The following is a 20,110-nucleotide window of genomic DNA, read 5'->3' as shown; positions in this document are numbered from 1 at the left end:
GCGGGAGACGACGCATGACGGCCTGGGCCCAATCCCTGATCCGCATCTCAAACTATGAGGTCGAGACGCTGCAGAAGCGCCTGGCCGAAATCAGCGCCCGCAAGGCGCAGGCCGAGATGCGCGTCGCCGTGCTGGACGCCCAGGCCGAGATCGAGCGTGAGAACGCCCGGCTCGACCCGTCCTCCGGCATGATGCTGCAGGCCTATCTCAACGGCTGGAAGCTGCGGCGCGCCGACGCCGAGGCCGAGATCGCCGCCGTCTCCGCCGAGGAGGAAGGCGCTCGCGACGCCCTGACCGGCGCCTTTGAGGAACTGAAGAAGTTCGAGCACGTCGCCGAGACCACCCGACTGAACAAGCTGATGGCCGCCGCCAAGCGCGAGGCCGCCGCCTATGACGAAATGGGCCTGCGTCGCCGCGCCGAGGGCTAGACGTGATCGACCGTCGCGCCCTGCTCGCCTCCACCATCGCGCTCGCGTCATGCGGTGCGGGCGAGGCGCCCGAAGCGGCGCCTGCCGGCCCCGTCCGCCCGCTGAAGTCCGTCGCCCCCTTCCCGGTCGGCACGGTCGCCATGTCCGGCCAACTGTCGGATCAGGACTGGTTCCGCCTCGTCTCCACCCACTTCTCTCAGCTCACGCCCGAGTGGGAGATGAAGATGGAGTACATCCTGCAAAAGGACGGCTCCCTGCGCTTCGACGCGCCGGACCGGATCGCCTATTTCGCGCGGGATCTGGACATCCGCCTCTTCGGCCACGCCTTGATCTGGTACGCGCAGGAGCATCCGTGGTTCACGGCCATCGTCGACGACCGACCGCGCTTCATCGCCGAGCACGACCGCTATATCGCCGAGGTCGCCGGCCGCTGGCGCAGCCAGATCGTCGGCTGGGACGTGGTCAACGAGCCGGTCGAGGATGACGGCAGCGGCTATCGCGACTGCGTCTGGAGCCAAGGACTTGGCGGGATCGACGCCTATATCATCCGCGCCTTCGAACAGGCCCGCATCGCGGCGCCCGATGCGACCCTGTTCCTGAACGACTACAACCTGGAGAACACGCCCAGGAAGGGCGCGGCCTTCCTGCGTCTGATTGAACGGCTGCTGAAGGCGGGCGCGCCGATCCAGGGCATCGGCATCCAGTCCCACCTCGACATCGAAATCCCCGGCGGCCAGATCGCCGCCTTCATGAACGAGGCCCGACAGTTCGGCCTGCCTATCCATGTCTCCGAACTGGACGCCTCGCTGAAGCGCGGCGGCCGGATGCCCGACCTGCGCCCCCGCGCCCAGCGCCGCGAGCAGCAGACCGCGCGCGTGGCCGAATTGGCCGAGGCCTTCATGGACCTGCCTCCGGCCCAGCGCTTCGCCTTCACCGTCTGGGGCGTCCGCGACAGCGACTCCTGGCTGCGCCGGGGCAAGAACGACGACGGCCAGGACAGCCCCCTGCTATTCGACGACGCAGGCCGGCCCAATCCCATGTTCGACGTGCTGTCAGAGGCGTTCGCGCATTAATCCTTCTCCCCTTGTGGGAGAAGGTGGGCGCCGGAGGCGTTCGGATGAGGGGTGTCGGCGCGACCGCTGACGTTCGTCATTCACCGCCACAGCAGCCCCTCAGATCGAGGCGCTCACACCCCTCATCCGTCAGGCTCCGCCTGCCACCTTCTCCCACAAGGGGAGAAGGATATAAAAAACGCCCGCCGATGAACTCGGCGGGCGTTTCTGGATCGGCCCTGAGTGGAGGCTCAGGAGGGATCTTTTCAAGCGGCGACGGTGGCCGCCCCTTCAGCCGGGTCGCGCAGGACATAGCCGCGGCCCCAGACGGTTTCGATGTAGTGCTTGCCGCCCGCAGCTGTCGCCAGCTTCTTGCGCAGCTTGCAGATGAAGACGTCGATGATCTTCAGCTCCGGCTCGTCCATGCCGCCGTACAGGTGGTTGAGGAACATCTCCTTGGTCAGGGTCGTGCCCTTGCGCAGGGAGAGCAGCTCCAGCATCTGGTATTCCTTGCCGGTCAGATGCACGCGGTGGCCGTTCACCTCGACGGTCTTGGCGTCCAGGTTCACCGCGATCTCGCCGGTGTGGATGATCGCCTGGGCGTGGCCCTTGGAACGGCGGACCACGGCGTGGGTGCGCGCGATCAGCTCGTCCTTGTGGAAGGGCTTGGTCAGATAGTCGTCGGCGCCGCCGCCGAACGTCTTGACCTTGGTGTCGATCTCATGGCTGCCCGAAAGGATCATCACCGGCGTATTGATCTTGCCGTTGCGCAGCTGGCGCAGAACCTCAAGCCCGCTCATGTCCGGCAGGTTCAGGTCCAGCAGAATGAGGTCGTAGTCATAGATCTTGCCCAGATCGATGCCTTCCTCACCCAAATCAGTGGTGTAGACGTTGAACCCTTCCGACTTCAACATCAGTTCGATGCTTTGGGCCGTCGCGTGGTCGTCTTCGATCAACAGGACGCGCATTAATGCCCCTCCAGGCAAAGCTTGGGATGACCGCACGTGAGATACGGCCGGGTAACCTTGTTCCAACGTTAACGGGCCAAAACCTTAAGAAGGGTTAACGGGTCCCGATATGGAACGCGTAGGATGATTTGCGAATCGCCGTCCAGAGTCCTGAGTCAAGGATTCGTTAATTTATTAAGGGCGGGGGCCGCATTCCCCTGTTGACCTTTGGCGCGTCTTCCACAGGGGGCGTGCACAACCGTCCCCGCCGATGCCCGACGCCGCCTGGGGAAGCGACCGCTTCTGACGCCTCATAGGACAACATTCCTAACGCACCCGCCACACGCACTCATAATGGCGGCATCCACAGGAATGACGGGAGGAAGCGCAGATCATGGAACCCTATCGCGTGCCGGTGACGGAGGGCGACCGCATCCGGGCGGACGCCGCCCTGTCGCTGTCAGGTCTGGCCCTGGGGGTGCCGGTCGCGGAAATGACGCGGCGCGAGCGGGTGCGGCCCAGAGCCTGCCGGGCGCGATGGTCGGCCATGTATCTGGCGCACGTCTCCTTTGGCTGGCCGCTGGAGCGGGTCGCCCACGCCTTCGGCCTGAACCGGGCGACGGCGGGCGCGGCCTGCCGCTGGGCCGAGGATGAACGCGACCGGCCCGACTATGACGCGCTGATGGACGGGCTGGAGGGGTCGCTGCGGGCGGTGATGGAACTGCCGCTGGTCGATCTGGCGCCCGAAACCGGAGGCCGCCGATGAGCCGTCAACTGGAACGCGCGCGCAGCCTGCTGCAACGGCCCGGCGCCTGGCTGGACCAGGCGAACGGCGCCTATCCCTTGCGTCTCGGCGGCGACCGGCGCAGCCGGGTGGTGCTGACGCTGGATGAGGCCGCCTTCCGCGCCGTGATCGAGCGGCCGGGGCTGAAGCTGCGTCAGGGCGGCGGCTGGCTGCCCCGCGCGGCCAACGACCACGCCCCCGCCTCGCCCCCGCCCGGCCGCCCCGGCGTCATCGAGGGCGAACGGGCGGTGATGGAAGCAGACGGCCGCCTGACACTGCGCCGCGCCAATCTGGGCGAGAGCCCGATCCTGTGGCTGGCGCGGCGCAAGGACCAGTCGGGCCGCCCCTGGCTGACCCCGGCCGAGGTCACGGCCGGCGAGCGGCTGCGCGCCGATGCCGAGATCGCCGCCGCCGGTCCTTCCATGACCATGCGCTGGGACGGCCTGCCCCGCAGCGGCTCCGGCGGCGGCGCGGGACGGATCGAGCCAAGCGACCGCGCCATCTCCGCTTCGGCCCGGGTGCAGGCGGCGCTGGAGGCCTGCGGGCCGCGTCTTCGCGCCATCGTCGAGCAGGTCTGCATCCACGGCACGTCTCTGCAGTTGGCGGAACAGGCGCTGTCCTTACGCCGCCGTCAGGGCAAGACCCTGCTCAAACAGGGGCTGCAGGCGCTGGCGGAGCATTACGGCATAGGATAATGCGGCCGAACGGCGCCATTGCGACATGCAATCAGCGATTGTCGCTCCATCATTGCTTAAGCATGGGCGTTCTACCGTGACGCGATCTTCCGGTGGCAGCGAATGGAATTCCCCATGACCTTCTTCCGTCCAGCCGCACAGGTTCTGGGCTTGTCTCTGGGGCTGGCGCGCGGCTCTTCCGCCTTTGCCCAGACCAGCACGGATGAGCCGTGGCGCGTCACGGTCAGCCCCTATGTCTGGGCCACCTCGCTGGACGGGAACGTCACGCCGGCCGGGCGCAGCTGACCTACTGACCCTTCCCTCACGACCCCCATCCCAAGGAGACGACATGCGTAACGGAATGAAGAAGGGCGTCGCCGCCCTGGCCGCCGCCTTCATGCTGGCCGTTCCCGCGGCCGAAGCGTGCACGCGGCTTGTCTACCACGGCCACGACGGCGCGGTGATCACGGCCCGGTCGATGGACTGGAAGGACGAGATCATGACCAACCTGTGGATATTTCCGCGCGGCATGGCGCGGGACGGGTCCGGCGGTCCCAACTCCCTGACCTGGATGTCCAAATACGGCAGCGTCATCGCCAGCGGCTATGACATCTCGACCGTCGACGGCGTGAACGAGATGGGCCTGGTCGCCAATGTCCTGTGGCTGGTCGAGTCGCAATACCCGGCCTACGACCCGAACAAGCCCGCCCTCAGCATCGCCGCCTGGGCCCAGTACGCCCTCGACAATTTCGCCACCGTGGCCGAGGCGGTCGAGGCCCTGCGCGACGAACCCTTCGTCCTGGTCAGCGACAATGTGCCGGGTCAGGAGCGGCTGACCACCCTGCACCTGTCCCTGTCGGATTCCGGCGGCGACAGCGCCATCTTCGAATACATCGACGGCAAACTGGTGATCCACCACAGCCGCGACTACCAGGTGATGACCAACTCGCCGACGTTCGATCAGCAGCTGGCCCTGAACACCTATTGGCAGGGCATCGGCGGCACGGTCATGCTGCCGGGCACCAACCGGGCGGCCGACCGCTATGCGCGGGCCTCCTTCTACGCCAACGCCATTCCCAAGTTCGAAGACCAGAACATGGCCGTGGCCAGCGTGTTCAGCGTGATCCGCAACGTCTCGGTGCCGTTCGGCATCTCGACCCCGGATCAGCCGAACATCTCCTCAACGCGCTGGCGCACGGTCGTGGATCACAAGCGCAAGCTGTACTTCTTCGAGTCGGCCCTGACGCCGAACACCTTCTGGGTGGACCTGAAGAAGATCGACTTCTCTGAACGCGCCCCGGTCAAGCGGCTGGAGCTGGGCGAGAACCAACACCCATGCGGGCGACGCCACCGCCAAGTTCAGCAATGCGCGCGCCTTCCCCTTCCTGGGCCCGCAGTCCTAAGCCGATAAAGGCGGTTGGGCTTCAGAAAATCCCGACCGCCGCCTCGGCCCAGATCAACAGTAAAGCCAGGATCACCGCTGCGGCCAGCATGAGCCGCACCAGCGGGGTCCGCGTTTTCCACAGAACCAGCTCCAGCAGCAGACCCGCCCCGACCAGCAGGACGGCGGCGAACAGGAAGTCCTGGGCGTCCCAGGCGACCTCGGAGGTGACCTGCATGGCCGCCAACGGCGCCAACAAGATCAGCCCGACCGCGCTCCAGCCGGCCATTCGGACAGGATTGAAAAAGGAAGGGGCGCGCTTCGTCAGGGCCGTCATCGGACCGCTCCACACCGTATGAGACGCCTCATCATGCGCCCGATCGCGCCCAATCGGAAGAGAAGCGGCGATCCCGGTCAGCTCGCCGCCAGCGCCGCCTCGCGGATGCGCCCGACCATGCTGTTCAGGCCGTTGGCGCGCTGGCGCGTCAGGGCCGAGGGCAGGCCCAGCCGGTCCAGCGCGGCCTTGGCGTCGAACGCCAGAATCTCGCCCGGCAGCCGCCCCGAGTAAAGCCGCAGCAGCAGGGCGATATTGCCCTTGGACAGGGCGCTGTCGCTGTCGGCGTCGAAAAACAGCCGCTCGCCCTGGGGCCGCATCGACAACCAGACCTGAGCAGCGCAGCCCGGCACCTTGTTCGCCTCGATCCGCGCCTCTACGGGCAGGGGCGGCAGGTCCTTGCCCAGGTCGATGACGTATTCGATCCGCCCTTCCCAATCGCCCAACAGGTCAAACTCTTCGACCAGTTCGGCCAGGGTGTCGTCGATGGAGCGGTCGGGGGCGGTAGAAGTCATGGGCGCGACATAGGCCCCCGCCGCCGCGATCACAACCGGCGCGCCGCTCCCCCTACAGGCGAGCGCCCTAGGGGCTTGAGACGACGCGGCCTAGATATAGGGTTGTTATCACTCCGTCCGTCTCAGGCGCACTTGAAGCCTCATACCGCCCTGCTTGATCCGATCCGCCGCCCCGAGGTCCACGACGCCGGGGACGGCGCCGCCGTGGCCGCCTGGCACGCGGGCTGGGCGGCGGCCGTCGGCGTGACGGCCCTGTTCGCGACGGGCGCAGGGACCGGCGCCGAAGCCGCTGGGACGGCGGCGCCCCTGCTGCTGGCTCTGGGGGTCACGGCTGCGCCGGGGCTGGCGGGGCTGACGCTGCTGCGCCGCGACGATGACGAGGCCCGTTCGGCCCTTCTGACGCTGTGGACGCTGGCGGCCCTGGCGGGCGCGGCGCTCAGCGGCGGGGCGGGCGGCCCGCTGGCGGGCTTCGTCTTCGCGCCCTTGGCGGCGGGTCTGGCGCTGGGCGGGCGCCGCCGCGTGCTGGTCGCCGCCATAGCCGCCACGGGCGCGGCGGGCGCGGGCCTGCTGTCCGGCTGGCTGTTGGGCGCGCCGACCGCGGCGGCGACCACGGCGGGGATCTCGGCCCTGATGACGGCCGGCGCGACCACCGCGGCCCTGTTCCTCGGCGCCCGCCGCGCGGCCCGCCGGATGGAGCTCGCCGAAGCCGACGTGGCCGGGGTCGAGACGCTGCTGGCCGGGCAGCCGGCCCTGACCCTGGCGCTGAACCAGGACCTGCGCGCCCTGGCCGCCTATGGCGCGGCGCCCGCCGCCCTGCCGGTCGAGCCGCTGTTCAAGGAGGGGCTGCTGTCGGCCGTCGATCCCGCCGACCGCCCCGCCGTCCTGGCCGCCCTCGCCCGCGCGCGCGGCCTGGGCGAGGCCCAGGTCCGCTTTACGCCCCGCCTGGCGCTGGACCGCCGCATCCTTTTGACGGCGCGGCGCATGGATGACGGCGGCTCTCGCCTGATCGTTCAGGCCTTGGACGCCACCTTGCAGTACGCCCGCGAGGCCGAACTGGACGCCGCCCGCATGGAGGCCGAGGCCCAGAGCGCCGGCAAGTCGCGCTTCCTGGCCCATATGAGCCACGAACTGCGCACTCCGCTGAACGCCGTCATCGGCTTTTCGGACGCCATGCGGCAGGAGCTGTTCGGCCCGGTCCCGCCCCGCTACGCCGACTACGCCCGCTCGATCCACGAAGCGGGCGGCCACCTGCTGGACCTGATTAACGACGTGCTGGACGTCAGCCGCATCGAGGCGGACCGCTATGAGCTGGCGCTGGAGCGTTTCGACGCGCGCGAGGCGGTGACGGCCGGACTGGCGCTGGTCCGCCTTCAGGCCGAGGACAAGGGGGTGGCCTTGAACGCCGTCCTGCCGCCCGAACCGCTGATGATCCGGGCCGACCGGCGGGCGCTGAAGCAGATGACGCTGAACCTGCTGTCGAACGCAGTGAAGTTCACCCCGGCGGGCGGGACGGTCACGGCCTCGGCGCAGGCGGCGGGGACCATGCTGGAAGTGATCGTCGCCGACACCGGCGTCGGGATCGCCAAGGCTGATCTGGCGCGGCTGGGGCGCCCCTATGAGCAGGCCGGCGAAGCCGACCAGAAGGCGAAAGGCAGCGGGCTGGGGCTGGCTCTCGTCCGCGCCCTAGCCGAACTGCATCGCGGGACGTTGAGCCTGGACAGCACCCTGGGCGAGGGCACGGCCGCCGCTCTGCGACTGCCGGTTCTGGCCGAAGCCTGACGCCGCCGTCAGACCGGGCCCATAGCCAGAAAGGCGCGGGCTGCGGCGAAATCGCCCGCCTCGAAACGCGCCGTCGCCACGCTGTCGTCGCGGAACAGGAATTCAATCAGGAAGGGTTCGCGCGGGTCCAGCGCCGCAAGCGCCTCGGCGGCGCTGTTGGGAAAGCGCCAGACCTCGCCCGCCCGCGCGCCTGAGACCAGCAGCTCGCGCGGCGCGAGATCGGACCCGGCGGCGAAGACCGCGCGGCGCGCGCCGTCCGGCGGCAGACCGTCCGTTCCCAGCCATGGTCGGGGCGAGCGCGTCGCGTCCCGCATGACGATGCGCGCGGCATAGGGTCGGGGCTTGCCGACGAACGACACGACCGCCGCCGGACGCGCGTCCTGCGGCGCCTTGCCGGTCAGGCCGAAGCGAACAGGCGAGGCGCCGGTCGCCCCGTCCTGAAACAGGCGCCAGCCGTCGCGGACGCTTTCGAAACGGTCGGCGCTCCACACGGCCTTGTCGCCAGGGAAGTTGATCCGCGCCGCGCGCGACCATCCGGCGAAGGCGTGGCGCACCCGCGTCTTGACCCGGTTCAGCTCGGCGTCGTCACAGGCGGTCGCCTCCGCCCGCGCCTTGGCGCGCCAGGCTGTCGCGGCCAGTTCGGTCGCCGGGCGACCTGCGCGCAAGGCGGCCCCGCGCGCCTGCAGCGTCGCCGCCTCCAGCGCCTGCGTCAGGCGCGGCTCGAACAGGCGGCACTTATCCTGCGCGGCGCGCACGAAGGCGCGCTCGTAATAGACGTCGCCAAAGTTCTGGCCGGCAGCCGTCGCCGCCCCGGCCGCGAGGGCCAGTGCGACGATCGCGGCCAGCGTTCTGCTGACTATGCGAGGCGACAGCGCTATGTTCATGCCTCCACCCTAGCCGACGCCGGTTCCGGGTCCGTCTCCAAACAGGGTGAATCATTTGCTTCTTTCCACTGACGTCTGGGTCGGCGCCCTGATCCGACGCGCCGAGCTGGAGGGCGCCAACGCCGTGGTGGTGAAGAAGGGCGACGCCCGCGCCGGCGCCGTCATCGTCAAGGCTTATGACACCGTCACCCGCACCGCCCGACTGTGGACCGAGGCGACCGGCCAGGACGGCGAACCGCTGTGGATCCAGCCCGTCGCCAGCGAGTTCGAGGGCGAACTGGACGCCTATCTGGATCGCCAGCGCCGCTATGACCCCGACCTCTGGATCGTCGAGATCGAGGACCGCCAGGGCCGCCACTTCCTGACCGAGAAGACGCAGGGCTGACCCTCCCTCGCCGGGATAGAGGGTCTATAGGTAGGCCCCCGCACCGGCCCTCAAGCAGGCCGAAGGCCGGTAGGGCCGCTCAAAATGGTAACCGGCTCGTTCACCGCGTTCGTGAACCGGACCGCAAGCGCGGCGCCCTAAAACCTCTCGCATGGGACCAGAACGGTCCTGCGAGCGGGCGCGGTCCATGCTGTTTCTTCTGAACGACGTCGTTTTCGATCTCGACGAGGCTTGCCCGGCCCCCAGCCACGACGTGCGTCGGTTCGAGTGTCTGTCGTTCGACTATGTGCTGGAGATGGGCTGCGAACTGTTCGCCGAGGACCCGCTGCTTCACCACAACGACCCCGCCCGCGCTCGCCGCCTGGCCTGGCTGATCGCCCACAAGGCCGAAGGCGTCAGCGCCGCCCTGTTCGCGGCGCCGCAGGCCGGTTGCGCGCCCGAACTGGTCGAGCCGCGCTTCTGCGCCTTGCCCGAGATCGTGTTGCGTCACCTGCATCAGCGCGCGCGTCGCGGCGCCCTGGACGCCGCCACGGCCGACAAGACGGTCTGGAGCCGCCTGGCCGCCTAGGGCTTCCATAGAACACCATCGTTCTTTATTTCTTGTCCCTCAGCCTTGGGGAGACGAAGGGCGATGAACAAGAAAATGCGGTTTCGCGTGAAGCGGGGCGCGGCCATGACCGCGGCGGCCGCCCTCGGCGCCTTCGCCGCATCGCCGGCGCTGGCGGAATGGCTCCGGGCCGAAACCGACCACTTCATCGTCTATGGCGACACCTCGGAAGGCAGCCTGCGGCGCTACGCCCAGAAGGTCGAGCGTTTCGACGCCCTGCTGAGGACCTACTATCCCATCCAGACCGACCATGAGATCCCCAAGCTGGAGATCTTCATGGCCGAAGGTCGACGCGACATGAACCGCATGTCTCCCGGCATCGGCGAGGGGGTAGCGGGCTATTATTCGCCGAACAGCGGCCGCATCTATACGATTGTCGATACGCGCAGCTCTATGGGCGATGTCGTCGTCTTCCACGAATACGCGCACCACTTCATGTTCCAGATGCAGGCCAACGCCTATCCATCCTGGTTCGTGGAGGGGTTTGCCGAATTCTACTCAACCGCCAGCCTGACCGATAAGAAGATCCAGTTCGGACGGCATAATCCGGGCCGGATGAACTCCCTGACCATGGGGTTCAGCTCGTGGGCCAAGATGGAGGATGTGCTGAAGTGGCGCATCTCGGATTCCGGACGTTACCCGGCGCATAGCTATTACGCCCAGGCCTGGGCCATGACCCATTACTTCATGAGCACGCCCGAACGCACCCAGATGCTCGGACGCTATCTGGGGGCTGTGGCCGGTGGTGAGGATTCCGTCGTCGCCATGCAGGCGGCGACAGGCCGGACCCCCGCTCAGCTTCAGGACGACGTCTGGCGCTATATTTCCGGCTCCATCAACGTGACCACGCCCCAGATTGCGGTCACAGATCCGCAGGTGGCGATCAGTCGGCTGTCGAAAGCCCAAGCGGACGCCATCTGGCTGGACGTGCGCCTCGATAACGCGCCGATCAAGCCTCCGGCCGAGGAGGAGACCGAAGATGAAACTCAATCAGAAGCGCAAAAGGCGCGTCGGGTTCGCGAGCGCAAAGAGGCGAGCGAAAACCGGGCCGAACTGATCCGCTCGGCCTTCGCCCTAGGCGAACTTCACGCAGACTCCGATGTGGGCCGTCTGCTCACCGCCCGTGCCCACAGACTGTCACAACGCCCCGATCTGGCGTTGGCGGCTCTGGCGCCGAGCCTCGACGCCAACACGCACAACGCCCAGGTCCTGCGTGTCGCCGCGCTGGCGCTGCTGGATCAGACCGAAGCGGCGGGGTCAGTCGACGACGCCAATGAGCTTCGCCGTCAGGCCTCCATCTATCTGGCCCGGGCGATGGACGCCGAGCCACTGGATTTCCGCATCTATCTGGGTCTCAACGACGTACGAAACGGCCAGCCGCGCTATCCGACGGATAACGACATCTCCACCCTGGAGGTCGCCTGCGCCCTGGCGCCGCAGTCCTTCGACTGCCGCACCCGACTGGCCCACGCCTATATGGCGCGCGGCATGAACCCGGAGGCGATCGCGGTCCTGACGCCGGTGGCCAACAGCCCCCATTCCAGCGGCTACAAGCGCCAGGCGCGAGCCATGATCAACCGCGCGCGACAGGCCCTGCACCAGGCTCCGCTAGAAACAGGACCGGAGCCTGACGACGAAGACGACGCCGATGCGCCGGGTCAGGCCGCCGACGCCGCCTGACCTGAAAGGTGTTAGAGCAGGACGCCGAACACCGTGTGCACGACGGCTGCGGCCAGGACGATCAGGGCGAACCCGGCCAGAAAGCAGACCAGCGGATGAATCTTGGAGGCGTTCGGTGCAGGCGCGACCTTGCCTGGGTGGACCAGAGCCATGACGTTTTCCCTTCCCTAGTGCGGCGAACTCATGGTCCGCCGTCTCCCAGAAACGAGGATGCCTCGAATAACCCTCATAGGCGAAGGGTCTCTCACGCCATCGTGAACGTCGACAATTGAGCGCCGGCGCGCTAGGTCGCGCGTCCTAAAGGAAGCTCCATGTCCAAACTGACCCTCGCCCAGGAGGCCGATCGCCGTCGGACCTTCGCCATCATCGCTCACCCCGACGCCGGTAAGACGACGCTGACCGAGCATATTCTGCTGGCGGGCGGCGCCGTGCGCGCGGCGGGCGCGGTCAAGGCGCGCGGCGAGAACCGCCGGGCGCGCTCGGACTGGATGAAGATCGAGAAGGAACGGGGCATCTCGGTCACCGCCTCGGTCATGACGTTCGAGCACGACGGCAAGATGTTCAACCTGCTGGACACGCCGGGCCACGAAGACTTCTCGGAAGACACCTATCGCACCCTGACCGCCGCCGACTGCGCCATCATGGTGCTGGACGCCGCCAAAGGCATCGAGCCGCAGACGCTGAAGCTGTTCGAGGTCTGCCGCCTGCGCGACATTCCGATCATCACCTTTATCAACAAGCTGGACCGCGAAGCGCAGGACCCGATGGCCCTGCTGGATGAGATCGCGTCCCGCCTGCAGCTGGACCCCTCGCCCATCTGGTGGCCGGCCGAGAGCGGCAATCGCCTGCGCGGCCTGGCCGAGGTCGGCGGTCAGGGCCGCTTCCAGCCCTATACGCGCAAGACCGCCGACAACGACGGCGAACACCCGGCGCCCCTGCCCTTCGATCAGGCCGCCGACTTCTTCCAGGGCACGGAGCAGGCCGACATGGTCGATGCGCTGGAACTGGTCGAGGCGGGCTATAAGCCGTTCGATCATCAGGCGTTTCTGGAAGGCCATATGACGCCTGTGCTGTGGGGCTCGGCCCTGCGCCACTTCGGCATCGAGGAGTTGCTGAAGGCCATCGGCGAGTGGGCCCCGCCGCCCAAGACCATGAAGGCCCGCAAGGAGGCGCCGCCCGAAACGCGCAACGCTCCCGCGCCCGAAGACATCACGGTCGAACCCAGCAAGGACGAAGTCACCGGCTTCGTCTTCAAGGTCCAGGCCAACATGGACCCTAACCACCGCGACCGCATCGCCATGTTCCGCATGGCCTCGGGCAGCTTCAAGCGCGGCATGAAGCTGAAGGTGCAGAACACCGGCAAGCAGCTGTCGGTGAACGCCCCCATCATGTTCTTCGCCTCGGACCGCGAACTGGCCGAAGAGGCCTATGCCGGCGACGTCATCGGCATTCCCAACCACGGCGTGCTGCGCGTCGGCGACAGCCTGTCGGAGAGCGGCCTGGTGCGCTTTGCGGGCCTGCCCAACTTCGCGCCGGAAATCCTGCAGCGCGTCCGCGTCAAGGACCCGCTGAAGGCCAAGCACCTGCAAAAGGCGCTGGTTGGTCTGGCCGAGGAAGGCGTGACCCAGCTGTTCCGCCCGGAACTGGGCGCGGACTTCATCGTCGGCGCCGTGGGCCAGCTGCAGTTCGAGGTCATGGCCGACCGCCTAGGCGAGGAATACGGCCTGGACGTCATGTTCGAGCCGTCGCCTTATGCCGAGGCCCGCTGGGTGTCCGGAGCCAAGGCCGACCTTGAGGACTTCGCCGGCAAGTACCGACCCCAGATGGCCGCCGATATCGACCAGAACCCGGTCTTCCTGGCCAAGTCGAGCTGGGAGACGGGCTACGTCTCCGAACGCTTCCCCAAGGTCGCCTTCTCGAAGACCAAGGAACGGGGCTGACCGATCACGCGCTGGCGCGGGCGGGCGCGCCTTCCCGCGCCAAACTCTGGAACCACGGCAGGAAGATCTGGATCAGCGGGCCGATGCCCACGGCGAAGACGATGGTGCCGACGCCGACCGAGCCGCCCAGCAGCCAGCCGCCGGCCAGGACGCTGAGCTCGATCAGCATCCGCGACACGCGGATCGACCACCCCAGCCGCTGGTTCAGCCCGACCATCAGGCCGTCGCGCGGCCCCGTCCCCATGCCCGCCCCGATATAGGCCGCCGCGCCTACGGCGGTCAGCACGACGCCCCCCGCCATGAAGGCCAGCCGAAGCGGCAGAGTGGTCATCTCAGGCATGACCGCCAGCGCCGCATCCATCGACAGGCCGATGACGAAGATGTTGAACAGGGTGCCGATCCCCGGCTTCTGCCGCAGCGGAATCCACGTCAGCATCACCACCACCCCCATCAGGATGGAGGCGGTCCCCAGACTCATGCCGGTGCGCAACGACAGGCCCTGATGGAAGACGTTCCACGGATCCAAGCCCAGATTGGCCCGCACCATCATGGCGGCGGCGACGCCATACAGGCACAGGCCCAGTTGAAGCTGGATGAAGCGGCGCATGAACATGGCCCCCTTCTGCCTGATCGCGCCGGGAATTAAAGGCCCGGCTTTCTTCTGAGCCCGAAGGTCATGGCGAACATGACCAGACAGACGCCGCTGGACAGCAGCATGGCCAGCCCCGCCGAGCGATCCAGCACCACCCCGTAAAGCGCCGGAGCCGCCGCCTGAACGAACCGGGCGGGCGTCAGCATCAGGGCCTGTCGCGCGCCATAGCTCTCGCGCCCGAACAGATGCAGCGGCAGGACGGCCGAGGCCACCGCCAGTTCCACCGTTGGCTCGGCGATCAGGGGCGCGCCATGCCCGACGCCCCGGATGCAACCTGAAGCTTAGCTGAACACGTCTTTCATCCTTCACGGGGACGTGGTTCTCTATTAGGGCCAGATTGGCGCTCCCCGCGCCTGTGGAGTTCTGATGTTCATCCTTGTCGTCACCGCCGCCATGGCGCTGGCCCAGACCTCGGCGAAGACCCAACCTTCGCCCCAGGCTCCGGCTCCAGCGCCCAGCGCCCGGCTCGTCTCCTATGACGAGGCGGTGCGTTGCGCCGGTTTGACACAGGCGGCGTCCGAACTGGAGGGCGGAGAGAGCCGTTATGGCCGCTCGCTCTATGACGCCGCCCTCTACTGGTCGCTAGCGGCCATGCAGGCGGCCACCGTCGCCGGGCGCAATCCCGCCGTAGCCGAAACGGAACAGACTCGCGCCCGTCTGGACGCCGTGCGTCGCCTCTCCGCCGGAGAATCCGAGGCTCGCGCGACCTTGCAGCGCTGCCGTCAGAAGGCGCCCCGCCTGGGCTAAGGCCGCGTCGCGCAGCCCCCCAACGCGGCGGGCCCTCGCCCTGCCGCCCGGAAAGTTGTGCATATGGTTAAGGCGAACCGTTCCAACGGCGCTGCGTTTGCTTGGTCGACCCAGGGATCATCCTCTTGATCCCGAAGCGGGACGATGCAGGCGGCGATAGAGGCGAATGTTCGAATTCGGCAGAGATCTCAGACGGCTGTTCGAGAAGGCGCGCGACAGCGACGACCTTGGGTGGCTGGAGCTGATCGGCGTGGGCCTGGTCGAGGTCGAGGCGCGCCAGCAAGCCACCGACGCCGGGCGCGTGTCTTGCACCCGTCCGTTTGACGCCGCCTTGCGCGCCGCCGCCCTGTGGCGGGAGCACGCGCGTCGCTGCGGCGCCCCCGGCAGCCTGGAGCGCGCCGAAAGCAGCGGCCGCGACGCCGCCAAACACGCCGCCAACGGCGATCAGGCGGTGCGCGCCGCCCTGGACCTGGCCGCAACCGCCATGCTGGCCTTCGACCTTCGCGGCGGGCCGGAACGCCTCACCGCCGCCCTCGATTTGTTGAGCGACCTGCCTGCGGCGCGGCGGGTGGACACGGTCGCAGCGGCGGCTGCGCTGCACGCCCGCCTGCGCGCGCGGCTGGCGCTTCTGTCCGGCCGCCTTTCGGAGATGCACGAGGCCGCCAGCCTGCTGGAAACCGCGCTGGCCAACCTGAAGGGCCCGCGCACCGTGGAAGACGAGATACGGCTGGACCGCGCCGCCTTGGTTCTGGACATCGGCCTGACCGCGCGCGATCCCCAGATGCTGGATCAGGCCGGCCGCGATCTGCGCGCCCTGGTCGAGGCGGCCGCTCCGGAACAGAGGCCGCTGAGCCGCGCCCGCGCCCTGGCCCTTTGCGCGGCCGGCATGGCGGCCCTGGCGGCCGTCGCCGACGCCCCCGCCGCCCGCGATCAGGCGCAGGCCATGTTCGACGTGGCCGCCCAGTTGTTCACCCCCGATCACAGCCCGCTGGACTGGGCCGCCATCCAGGTCATGCGCGCCGAGCGGGAGACCCTGCCGTCGGTGGTGCTGATCCAGGCTGAGGCGCTGACCGAAGGCGGGGGCCTGATCCTGGGCGCCCTGGCCCATGAGCAGCGGGTGGCCCAGGACGCCGCCCGCGCCAGCGCCGCCGGCGACCTGACCGCCTTGCTGGATATCGAGACCAGCCTGCGGCGCCGTCTGGCGCGGCCTTCGGTCACGGCCACGCCGCTGGACTGGGCGGCCGAACAGATCGGCCTGGCGCGGGTGGCGCTGGCCCGGGCGCGGTGGACCGGCGAAAGCCCCCGCGGCGTCGGCCTGATGCTGACTGAAGCCGCCCAGACCGCGCGCGAATACGGCGCCCAGACGCTGGCGGAACGGGCCGAACGGCTGACCGCCCGCACGCAGTCCGCCTGAGGCGCGCAGTCCGCCCTGCACCGCCCCTGCACTGGCCCGGCCTTGACCCGGCCCCAAAGGGCGCCTAGCTCACGGGCTCCTCAAGAAGGGTTTCGACACAGTGACCGAACAAACCGCCGCCGCCGATCCCGTCCACGCCTTCATCGCCCAGGCGGTGGCTGAGCATGACGTGGTGCTCTTCATGAAGGGCACGCCGGACTCGCCGCGCTGCGGCTTCTCCTCGCTGGCCGTTCAGATCCTGGATCACGTCGGCGCGCCCTTCGTCGGCGTGGACGTGCTGCAGGACGAAGCCCTGCGCGAAGGCATCAAGGCCTTCACCGACTGGCCGACCATTCCCCAGCTCTATGTGAAGGGCGAGTTCGTCGGGGGTTCGGACATCGTGCGCGAGATGTTCCAGTCGGGCGAGCTTCAGGCCCTGATGGCCGAGAAGGGCGTCGCCCTCGGCGAAGCGTAAACCGAGCGGAGCCTGAACCGATGGCCCGGCCGCAGCTTCAGCCGCGTGAAGACCGCGAGGTCTTCGTCGTGCCGCTAGAGGTGCGGCCGGAGCACATCGACGAGAACAACCACGTCAACAACGTCGTCTATGTCGGCTGGCTGCAGGATGTCGGCACGGCGCACTGGAACGCGCGTTTCGACGAGGAGACGCGCGCGAAATGGGCCTGGCTGGCCCTGCGTCATGAGATCGACTACCTGCGCGCCATCGAACCGGATGCGACAGGCGTGATCGCCCGCACCTGGGTCGGCGATCCGCAGGGGCCGCGCTTCAATCGCTATGTCCGTATTGAGGACGCCCAAGGCCGCCTGTGCGCCCAAGGGCTTTCCGAATGGTGCCTGGTCGACGCCAGAACCCTGCGTCCGGCCCGCATCCCGAAAGAGATGCTGGGGCCGTTTCAAGCCTAGAGGCTGATGGGGTTCAGCACGCGCACCGGCTGGCCCGGCTCAAGACCCAGTTCGGCGTAGGTCCAGCTGACCGTAACGCCTTCGGGAACCAGAGCCTTGCACAGGTCCGGCGTACGGCGCGTCAACGTCAGTTCGGCCGGTTCGCCGTCCTTGATCTTGACCTCGAAGCTGGAGGTCTCGGTGCAGCCGTTGGACCCGACCACGACATTCAGCCGCTGACCGTCGAAGTCGACCTTGCGCACGGCTTCAAGCGCCTCGACGCGCGTCGTCCCCTGATCGGCGACGATGGAGATCTTCTCGCCCCCCTCGTTCGAATAGATGACGCAGCCGCCCAGCAGGGGCAGCAGGGTGGCCGCAGCCAGAACAACAGCCAGACGCATCAGTTCGCCTCAGCCGGGGCCGAGTGGATGACGCGCGTGGTCGGCTTCTCGGTGGCGATGATGATGCAGCCCGACAGCATGGGCGCGGCGACCGCAGCGGCGGCGAGAGCGATGATGAGACGACGCATAGGATTTTCCCGTGTTGATTGGCCCAAGACTGCCAGCGTCGCCGTTCCGGATCACGTGAATAATCGGAAAGGCTGCGGCCTGGCGGCTCAGGCGGCCGTTCTGGCCGTCGCCGGGATCACGGCGGCGCCATGCGACAGGGCGTCAGCCTCAGGCTGGGGCCGCCCCAGCAGGTAGCCTTGCACCTCATTACAGCCCCGAGCCCGCAGGAAGGCCAGTTGCTCGGCCGTCTCCACGCCCTCGGCCAGCACCGGGATCGACAGGCTTTCGCCGATGGTCAACACCGCGCGGATGATGGCGCGCGACTGGGGCGCCGCTCCGTCCAGCTCCAGCATGAAGGAGCGGTCCAGCTTGATCTTGTCGAAGGGGAAGGCCTTCAGCGTCGACAGGGAGGAATAGCCGGTGCCGAAATCGTCCATCGCCACGGTGACGCCCAGCGCCTTCAGCTGACGCAGGACATGGGTGGTGCGCTCCATGTCGGTGATCATCGCCGTCTCGGTGATTTCCAGCTCAAGGCGCGACGGCGACAGGCCGGTCTCGATCAGAATCTGATGCACCAGACGCGGCAGGTCGACATGGCTCAGCTGGACCGGCGACAGATTGACCGCAATGCGGTGCGGCTCGGCCCAGGCGGCGGCCTGACGGCAGGCCTGACGCAGGACCCATTCGCCGATCGGCAGGATCAGCCCGTTCTCCTCGGCCACGGGGATGAAGTCGACGGGCGAGATATAGCGGCCCTCGTCGTTCTTCCAGCGAAGCAGGACTTCATAGCCCGTCGCCTTGCCCGTCTCGACCGAGGCCTGCACCTGATAGTGCAGTTCGAACTGCTCGCGCTCCAGCGCCTCGCGCAGGGCCTGGGTGACGCGGCGGCGCGCACGCACGGCCTGATCCATGTCCGCCTCATAGAAGCAGACGTCCTGCGTCAGCGAGGCCTTGGCGCGATACATGGCCAGGTCCGCATTGTTGATCAGGGTCGAAACGTCCCGGGCGTCTTCCGGCCACAGCGACACGCCGATGCTGGCGCCGCACGACAGGTCGGCGTGCTCTATGGTGACGGTTTCCATCACCGCCTTTCGCAGGCGTTCGGCGACGGCGAGGGCCTGATCCCGGCCGGCGACCGACGCCAGGGCCAGGAATTCGTCTCCGCCCTGACGCGCAATGAATTCGCCCTCATGCAGGGCCGCCTTCATCCGCTCGGCGATGACGCACAGAAGCTGGTCGCCCACGGCATGGCCGTACAGGTCGTTCACCTCCTTGAAGCGATCGAGGTCGAGGGCGAACAGAGCCAGGGTCTCGCCTTCCGCCGCCGTCTTCTTCAGCCGGGTCAGCCGCTCCAGAAATGAGGCCCGGTTGGGCAGGCCCGTCAGACTGTCGTTCCTCGCCAGATGGGCGATCCGCCGTTCCTGGGCCATGCGGTCGCGCAGATCGCGCACGGCGTAGATCATGACGCCGCCGGCGGTCGTCTGGTCGCGACGGGCCGACAGCTCGACGGCGATGTCTCCGGCCTCGGTCCGCAGCACGGTCTGGGCCACCGCGCCGTCCCCGAGACGATGAGCGTCCTCGACCCATTGCTCCAGACTTGCCCCTACCAGGGCTTCGCGCTCGACCCCCAGCAGGGTCGCCAGGACTTCATTGGCGGCGATGATGGCCCCGTCGCGTTCGATCGCCATGCCGTCGACGCTGCTGTCGATCAGATACTGTTGACGCTCACGGTGCAGCGCGTGCGCCTGGCTGTCCAGAAAGTGGCTGGCGGCCCCTGCCCCCAGCACCAGCAACCCCACGCCGGCAACGCCCAGCGCGAGCACATGCTGGGCGTCCTGCCCCGTCAGAACGCCGTCCGTGGCGGCGAAGGGGATCACCGCCATCGCCGCCATCGCGGTGAAATGCAGGCAGACGATGCCCAGGACCATGGCGGCGGCTCCCTTCGGGCGAGCGAGCCGGTCGTCAGCACGAGCGCTGAACTGGAAGGCGGCGGCCCCGAAGACGACCGAACCGATCAAGGCCACGGCGACATAGGCGTAGGACCAGTGCACCACGGCCTCCACCGCCATGGCCGCCATGCCGACAAAGTGCATGGCGGCGACCGCCAGGCCGAACACCGCCCCGCCCAGCGCAGGCATGAAGCGCCCCCGGATCGTCGCTCCGCCCAACGCCAGGCCGACACCGACAATGGCGATAGCCAAGGACACCCCGGTGAGCAGCGGCTCATAAGCGATCTCGACGCCGGGTCGATAGGCGATCATGGCGACGAAATGGGTGCACCAGATGGTGGCGCCGCCGGCCAGCGCGCCCAGGAACACCCAAGACGCCAGCGACACGCCGCGCTCTTCCCTGACCCGCCGCAAAAGTCCGCAGGTAACCCAGCTACCGACCAGGCAGATGAAAGCCGCCAAGGCCACCAGACCGAAATGGTGATCTTCGGTCAGACACGAGAGGACGCGCATACTAGGGGGACGCCAGACATGAGAAAACGGTCGGCCCTTCTATGACCGAGGCCTTAA

General features: G+C 68.0%; 25 protein-coding genes. 15 read left to right on the top strand and 10 right to left on the bottom strand.

Translation table 11 applies throughout. From position 1 onward, the window contains the following. Positions 1–14: 14 nt before the first annotated feature. Together ACLBV5_RS13630 and ACLBV5_RS13625 are read left to right on the top strand one after the other, a co-directional pair. Entirely contained in the window at positions 15–428 is a 414-nt protein-coding gene (locus ACLBV5_RS13630) for a flagellar export protein FliJ (RefSeq protein WP_303682902.1), read from the top strand. A gap of 2 nt (positions 429–430) precedes the next feature. Continuing rightward, the gene (locus tag ACLBV5_RS13625) at positions 431–1,501 is read left to right on the top strand and encodes an endo-1,4-beta-xylanase (protein ID WP_303682901.1); all 1,071 of its coding nucleotides are present in this window, start codon (positions 431–433) and stop codon (positions 1,499–1,501) included. A gap of 245 nt (positions 1,502–1,746) precedes the next feature. Here the strand turns inward: ACLBV5_RS13625 and ctrA are convergent, their stop codons facing one another. Continuing rightward, a complete protein-coding gene (gene ctrA, locus ACLBV5_RS13620; protein WP_024353526.1) occupies positions 1,747–2,448 on the bottom strand; it encodes a response regulator transcription factor CtrA in 702 nt (233 codons plus the stop codon). Between the two features lie 373 nt (positions 2,449–2,821). On the opposite strand from ctrA, the gene ACLBV5_RS13615 reads away from it, so the two are divergent. The 4 genes from ACLBV5_RS13615 to ACLBV5_RS13600 all read left to right on the top strand — a co-directional run bounded on the left by ACLBV5_RS13615 (position 2,822) and on the right by ACLBV5_RS13600 (position 5,296). Then, complete coding sequence (locus ACLBV5_RS13615) at positions 2,822–3,193, top strand: chromosomal replication initiator protein DnaA (RefSeq protein WP_024353527.1); 372 nt, start codon at positions 2,822–2,824, stop codon at positions 3,191–3,193. Then, complete coding sequence (locus tag ACLBV5_RS13610; protein ID WP_447605990.1) at positions 3,190–3,906, top strand: DUF6456 domain-containing protein; 717 nt, start codon at positions 3,190–3,192, stop codon at positions 3,904–3,906. Before ACLBV5_RS13615 ends, ACLBV5_RS13610 begins: the two co-directional genes overlap by 4 nt. Before the next feature lie 114 nt (positions 3,907–4,020). Next, positions 4,021–4,191 carry a hypothetical protein gene (locus tag ACLBV5_RS13605; protein WP_447605989.1) on the top strand — a complete coding sequence of 57 codons (171 nt, stop codon included), beginning with the start codon at positions 4,021–4,023 and terminating at the stop codon, positions 4,189–4,191. A 43-nt stretch (positions 4,192–4,234) separates the two neighbouring features. Beyond that, positions 4,235–5,296, top strand: coding sequence for a linear amide C-N hydrolase (locus tag ACLBV5_RS13600; RefSeq protein ID WP_447605988.1), 1,062 nt, complete (start codon positions 4,235–4,237; stop codon positions 5,294–5,296). 13 nt (positions 5,297–5,309) lie between these two features. Here ACLBV5_RS13600 and ACLBV5_RS13595 read toward each other — a convergent pair whose 3' ends face one another. Then, positions 5,310–5,603, bottom strand: a complete 294-nt coding sequence (locus ACLBV5_RS13595) for a hypothetical protein (RefSeq protein ID WP_134579917.1) — start codon at positions 5,601–5,603, stop codon at positions 5,310–5,312. A gap of 77 nt (positions 5,604–5,680) precedes the next feature. Then, positions 5,681–6,115 (bottom strand): SufE family protein, encoded by a 435-nt coding sequence (locus ACLBV5_RS13590; protein WP_134579915.1) that lies wholly within the window; start codon positions 6,113–6,115, stop codon positions 5,681–5,683. 132 nt (positions 6,116–6,247) lie between these two features. On the opposite strand from ACLBV5_RS13590, the gene ACLBV5_RS13585 reads away from it, so the two are divergent. Beyond that, positions 6,248–7,894 (top strand): sensor histidine kinase, encoded by a 1,647-nt coding sequence (locus tag ACLBV5_RS13585; protein WP_447605987.1) that lies wholly within the window; start codon positions 6,248–6,250, stop codon positions 7,892–7,894. Between the two features lie 8 nt (positions 7,895–7,902). Here ACLBV5_RS13585 and ACLBV5_RS13580 read toward each other — a convergent pair whose 3' ends face one another. Next, positions 7,903–8,778 (bottom strand): hypothetical protein, encoded by an 876-nt coding sequence (locus ACLBV5_RS13580; RefSeq protein ID WP_447605986.1) that lies wholly within the window; start codon positions 8,776–8,778, stop codon positions 7,903–7,905. 55 nt (positions 8,779–8,833) lie between these two features. Here ACLBV5_RS13580 and ACLBV5_RS13575 point away from each other — a divergent pair, with 55 nt between their 5' ends. The 3 genes from ACLBV5_RS13575 (at position 8,834) to ACLBV5_RS13565 (ending at position 11,450) form a co-directional block, all read left to right on the top strand. Continuing rightward, positions 8,834–9,163, top strand: coding sequence for a DUF1491 family protein (locus ACLBV5_RS13575; protein ID WP_447605985.1), 330 nt, complete (start codon positions 8,834–8,836; stop codon positions 9,161–9,163). 187 nt (positions 9,164–9,350) lie between these two features. Then, the gene (locus tag ACLBV5_RS13570; protein WP_025978454.1) at positions 9,351–9,731 is read left to right on the top strand and encodes a hypothetical protein; all 381 of its coding nucleotides are present in this window, start codon (positions 9,351–9,353) and stop codon (positions 9,729–9,731) included. A gap of 63 nt (positions 9,732–9,794) precedes the next feature. Further along, the gene (locus ACLBV5_RS13565) at positions 9,795–11,450 is read left to right on the top strand and encodes a DUF1570 domain-containing protein (RefSeq protein ID WP_447605984.1); all 1,656 of its coding nucleotides are present in this window, start codon (positions 9,795–9,797) and stop codon (positions 11,448–11,450) included. An 11-nt stretch (positions 11,451–11,461) separates the two neighbouring features. Here ACLBV5_RS13565 and ACLBV5_RS13560 read toward each other — a convergent pair whose 3' ends face one another. Then, entirely contained in the window at positions 11,462–11,602 is a 141-nt protein-coding gene (locus ACLBV5_RS13560; RefSeq protein WP_253119745.1) for a hypothetical protein, read from the bottom strand. A 159-nt stretch (positions 11,603–11,761) separates the two neighbouring features. Between ACLBV5_RS13560 and ACLBV5_RS13555 the strand changes: the two genes are divergently transcribed. After that, positions 11,762–13,390, top strand: a complete 1,629-nt coding sequence (locus tag ACLBV5_RS13555) for a peptide chain release factor 3 (RefSeq protein ID WP_278070536.1) — start codon at positions 11,762–11,764, stop codon at positions 13,388–13,390. A 4-nt stretch (positions 13,391–13,394) separates the two neighbouring features. On the opposite strand, the gene yczE is transcribed toward ACLBV5_RS13555, so the two are convergent. Both yczE and ACLBV5_RS13545 read right to left on the bottom strand, forming a co-directional pair. Next, complete coding sequence (gene yczE, locus ACLBV5_RS13550; protein WP_447605983.1) at positions 13,395–14,003, bottom strand: membrane protein YczE; 609 nt, start codon at positions 14,001–14,003, stop codon at positions 13,395–13,397. Between the two features lie 29 nt (positions 14,004–14,032). Next, a complete protein-coding gene (locus tag ACLBV5_RS13545) occupies positions 14,033–14,266 on the bottom strand; it encodes a hypothetical protein (protein ID WP_447605982.1) in 234 nt (77 codons plus the stop codon). A gap of 142 nt (positions 14,267–14,408) precedes the next feature. Between ACLBV5_RS13545 and ACLBV5_RS13540 the strand changes: the two genes are divergently transcribed. The 4 genes from ACLBV5_RS13540 to ACLBV5_RS13525 all read left to right on the top strand — a co-directional run bounded on the left by ACLBV5_RS13540 (position 14,409) and on the right by ACLBV5_RS13525 (position 17,103). Then, the gene (locus ACLBV5_RS13540) at positions 14,409–14,789 is read left to right on the top strand and encodes a hypothetical protein (RefSeq protein WP_134579903.1); all 381 of its coding nucleotides are present in this window, start codon (positions 14,409–14,411) and stop codon (positions 14,787–14,789) included. Between the two features lie 166 nt (positions 14,790–14,955). After that, complete coding sequence (locus ACLBV5_RS13535; protein WP_447605981.1) at positions 14,956–16,203, top strand: hypothetical protein; 1,248 nt, start codon at positions 14,956–14,958, stop codon at positions 16,201–16,203. Positions 16,204–16,303: 100 nt separating this feature from the next. Then, the gene (grxD, locus tag ACLBV5_RS13530; protein ID WP_134579900.1) at positions 16,304–16,657 is read left to right on the top strand and encodes a Grx4 family monothiol glutaredoxin; all 354 of its coding nucleotides are present in this window, start codon (positions 16,304–16,306) and stop codon (positions 16,655–16,657) included. 20 nt (positions 16,658–16,677) lie between these two features. Further along, positions 16,678–17,103 (top strand): acyl-CoA thioesterase, encoded by a 426-nt coding sequence (locus ACLBV5_RS13525; RefSeq protein WP_025978462.1) that lies wholly within the window; start codon positions 16,678–16,680, stop codon positions 17,101–17,103. Here ACLBV5_RS13525 and ACLBV5_RS13520 read toward each other — a convergent pair. From ACLBV5_RS13520 to ACLBV5_RS13510, 3 genes are all read right to left on the bottom strand, one after another. Beyond that, the gene (locus ACLBV5_RS13520; protein WP_447605980.1) at positions 17,100–17,483 is read right to left on the bottom strand and encodes a hypothetical protein; all 384 of its coding nucleotides are present in this window, start codon (positions 17,481–17,483) and stop codon (positions 17,100–17,102) included. The genes ACLBV5_RS13525 and ACLBV5_RS13520 overlap by 4 nt on opposite strands. Beyond that, positions 17,483–17,611 (bottom strand): hypothetical protein, encoded by a 129-nt coding sequence (locus tag ACLBV5_RS13515; RefSeq protein ID WP_262922409.1) that lies wholly within the window; start codon positions 17,609–17,611, stop codon positions 17,483–17,485. Before ACLBV5_RS13515 ends, ACLBV5_RS13520 begins: the two co-directional genes overlap by 1 nt. A gap of 87 nt (positions 17,612–17,698) precedes the next feature. After that, positions 17,699–20,053: a bifunctional diguanylate cyclase/phosphodiesterase gene (locus ACLBV5_RS13510; protein WP_447605979.1), complete on the bottom strand. Its 2,355-nt coding sequence runs from the start codon at positions 20,051–20,053 to the stop codon at positions 17,699–17,701. Between the last annotated feature and the right edge of the window lie 57 nt (positions 20,054–20,110).

This window comes from Brevundimonas sp. M1A4_2e (assembly GCF_053345555.1).
This window is presented reverse-complemented; position numbering and strand designations above follow the sequence as displayed.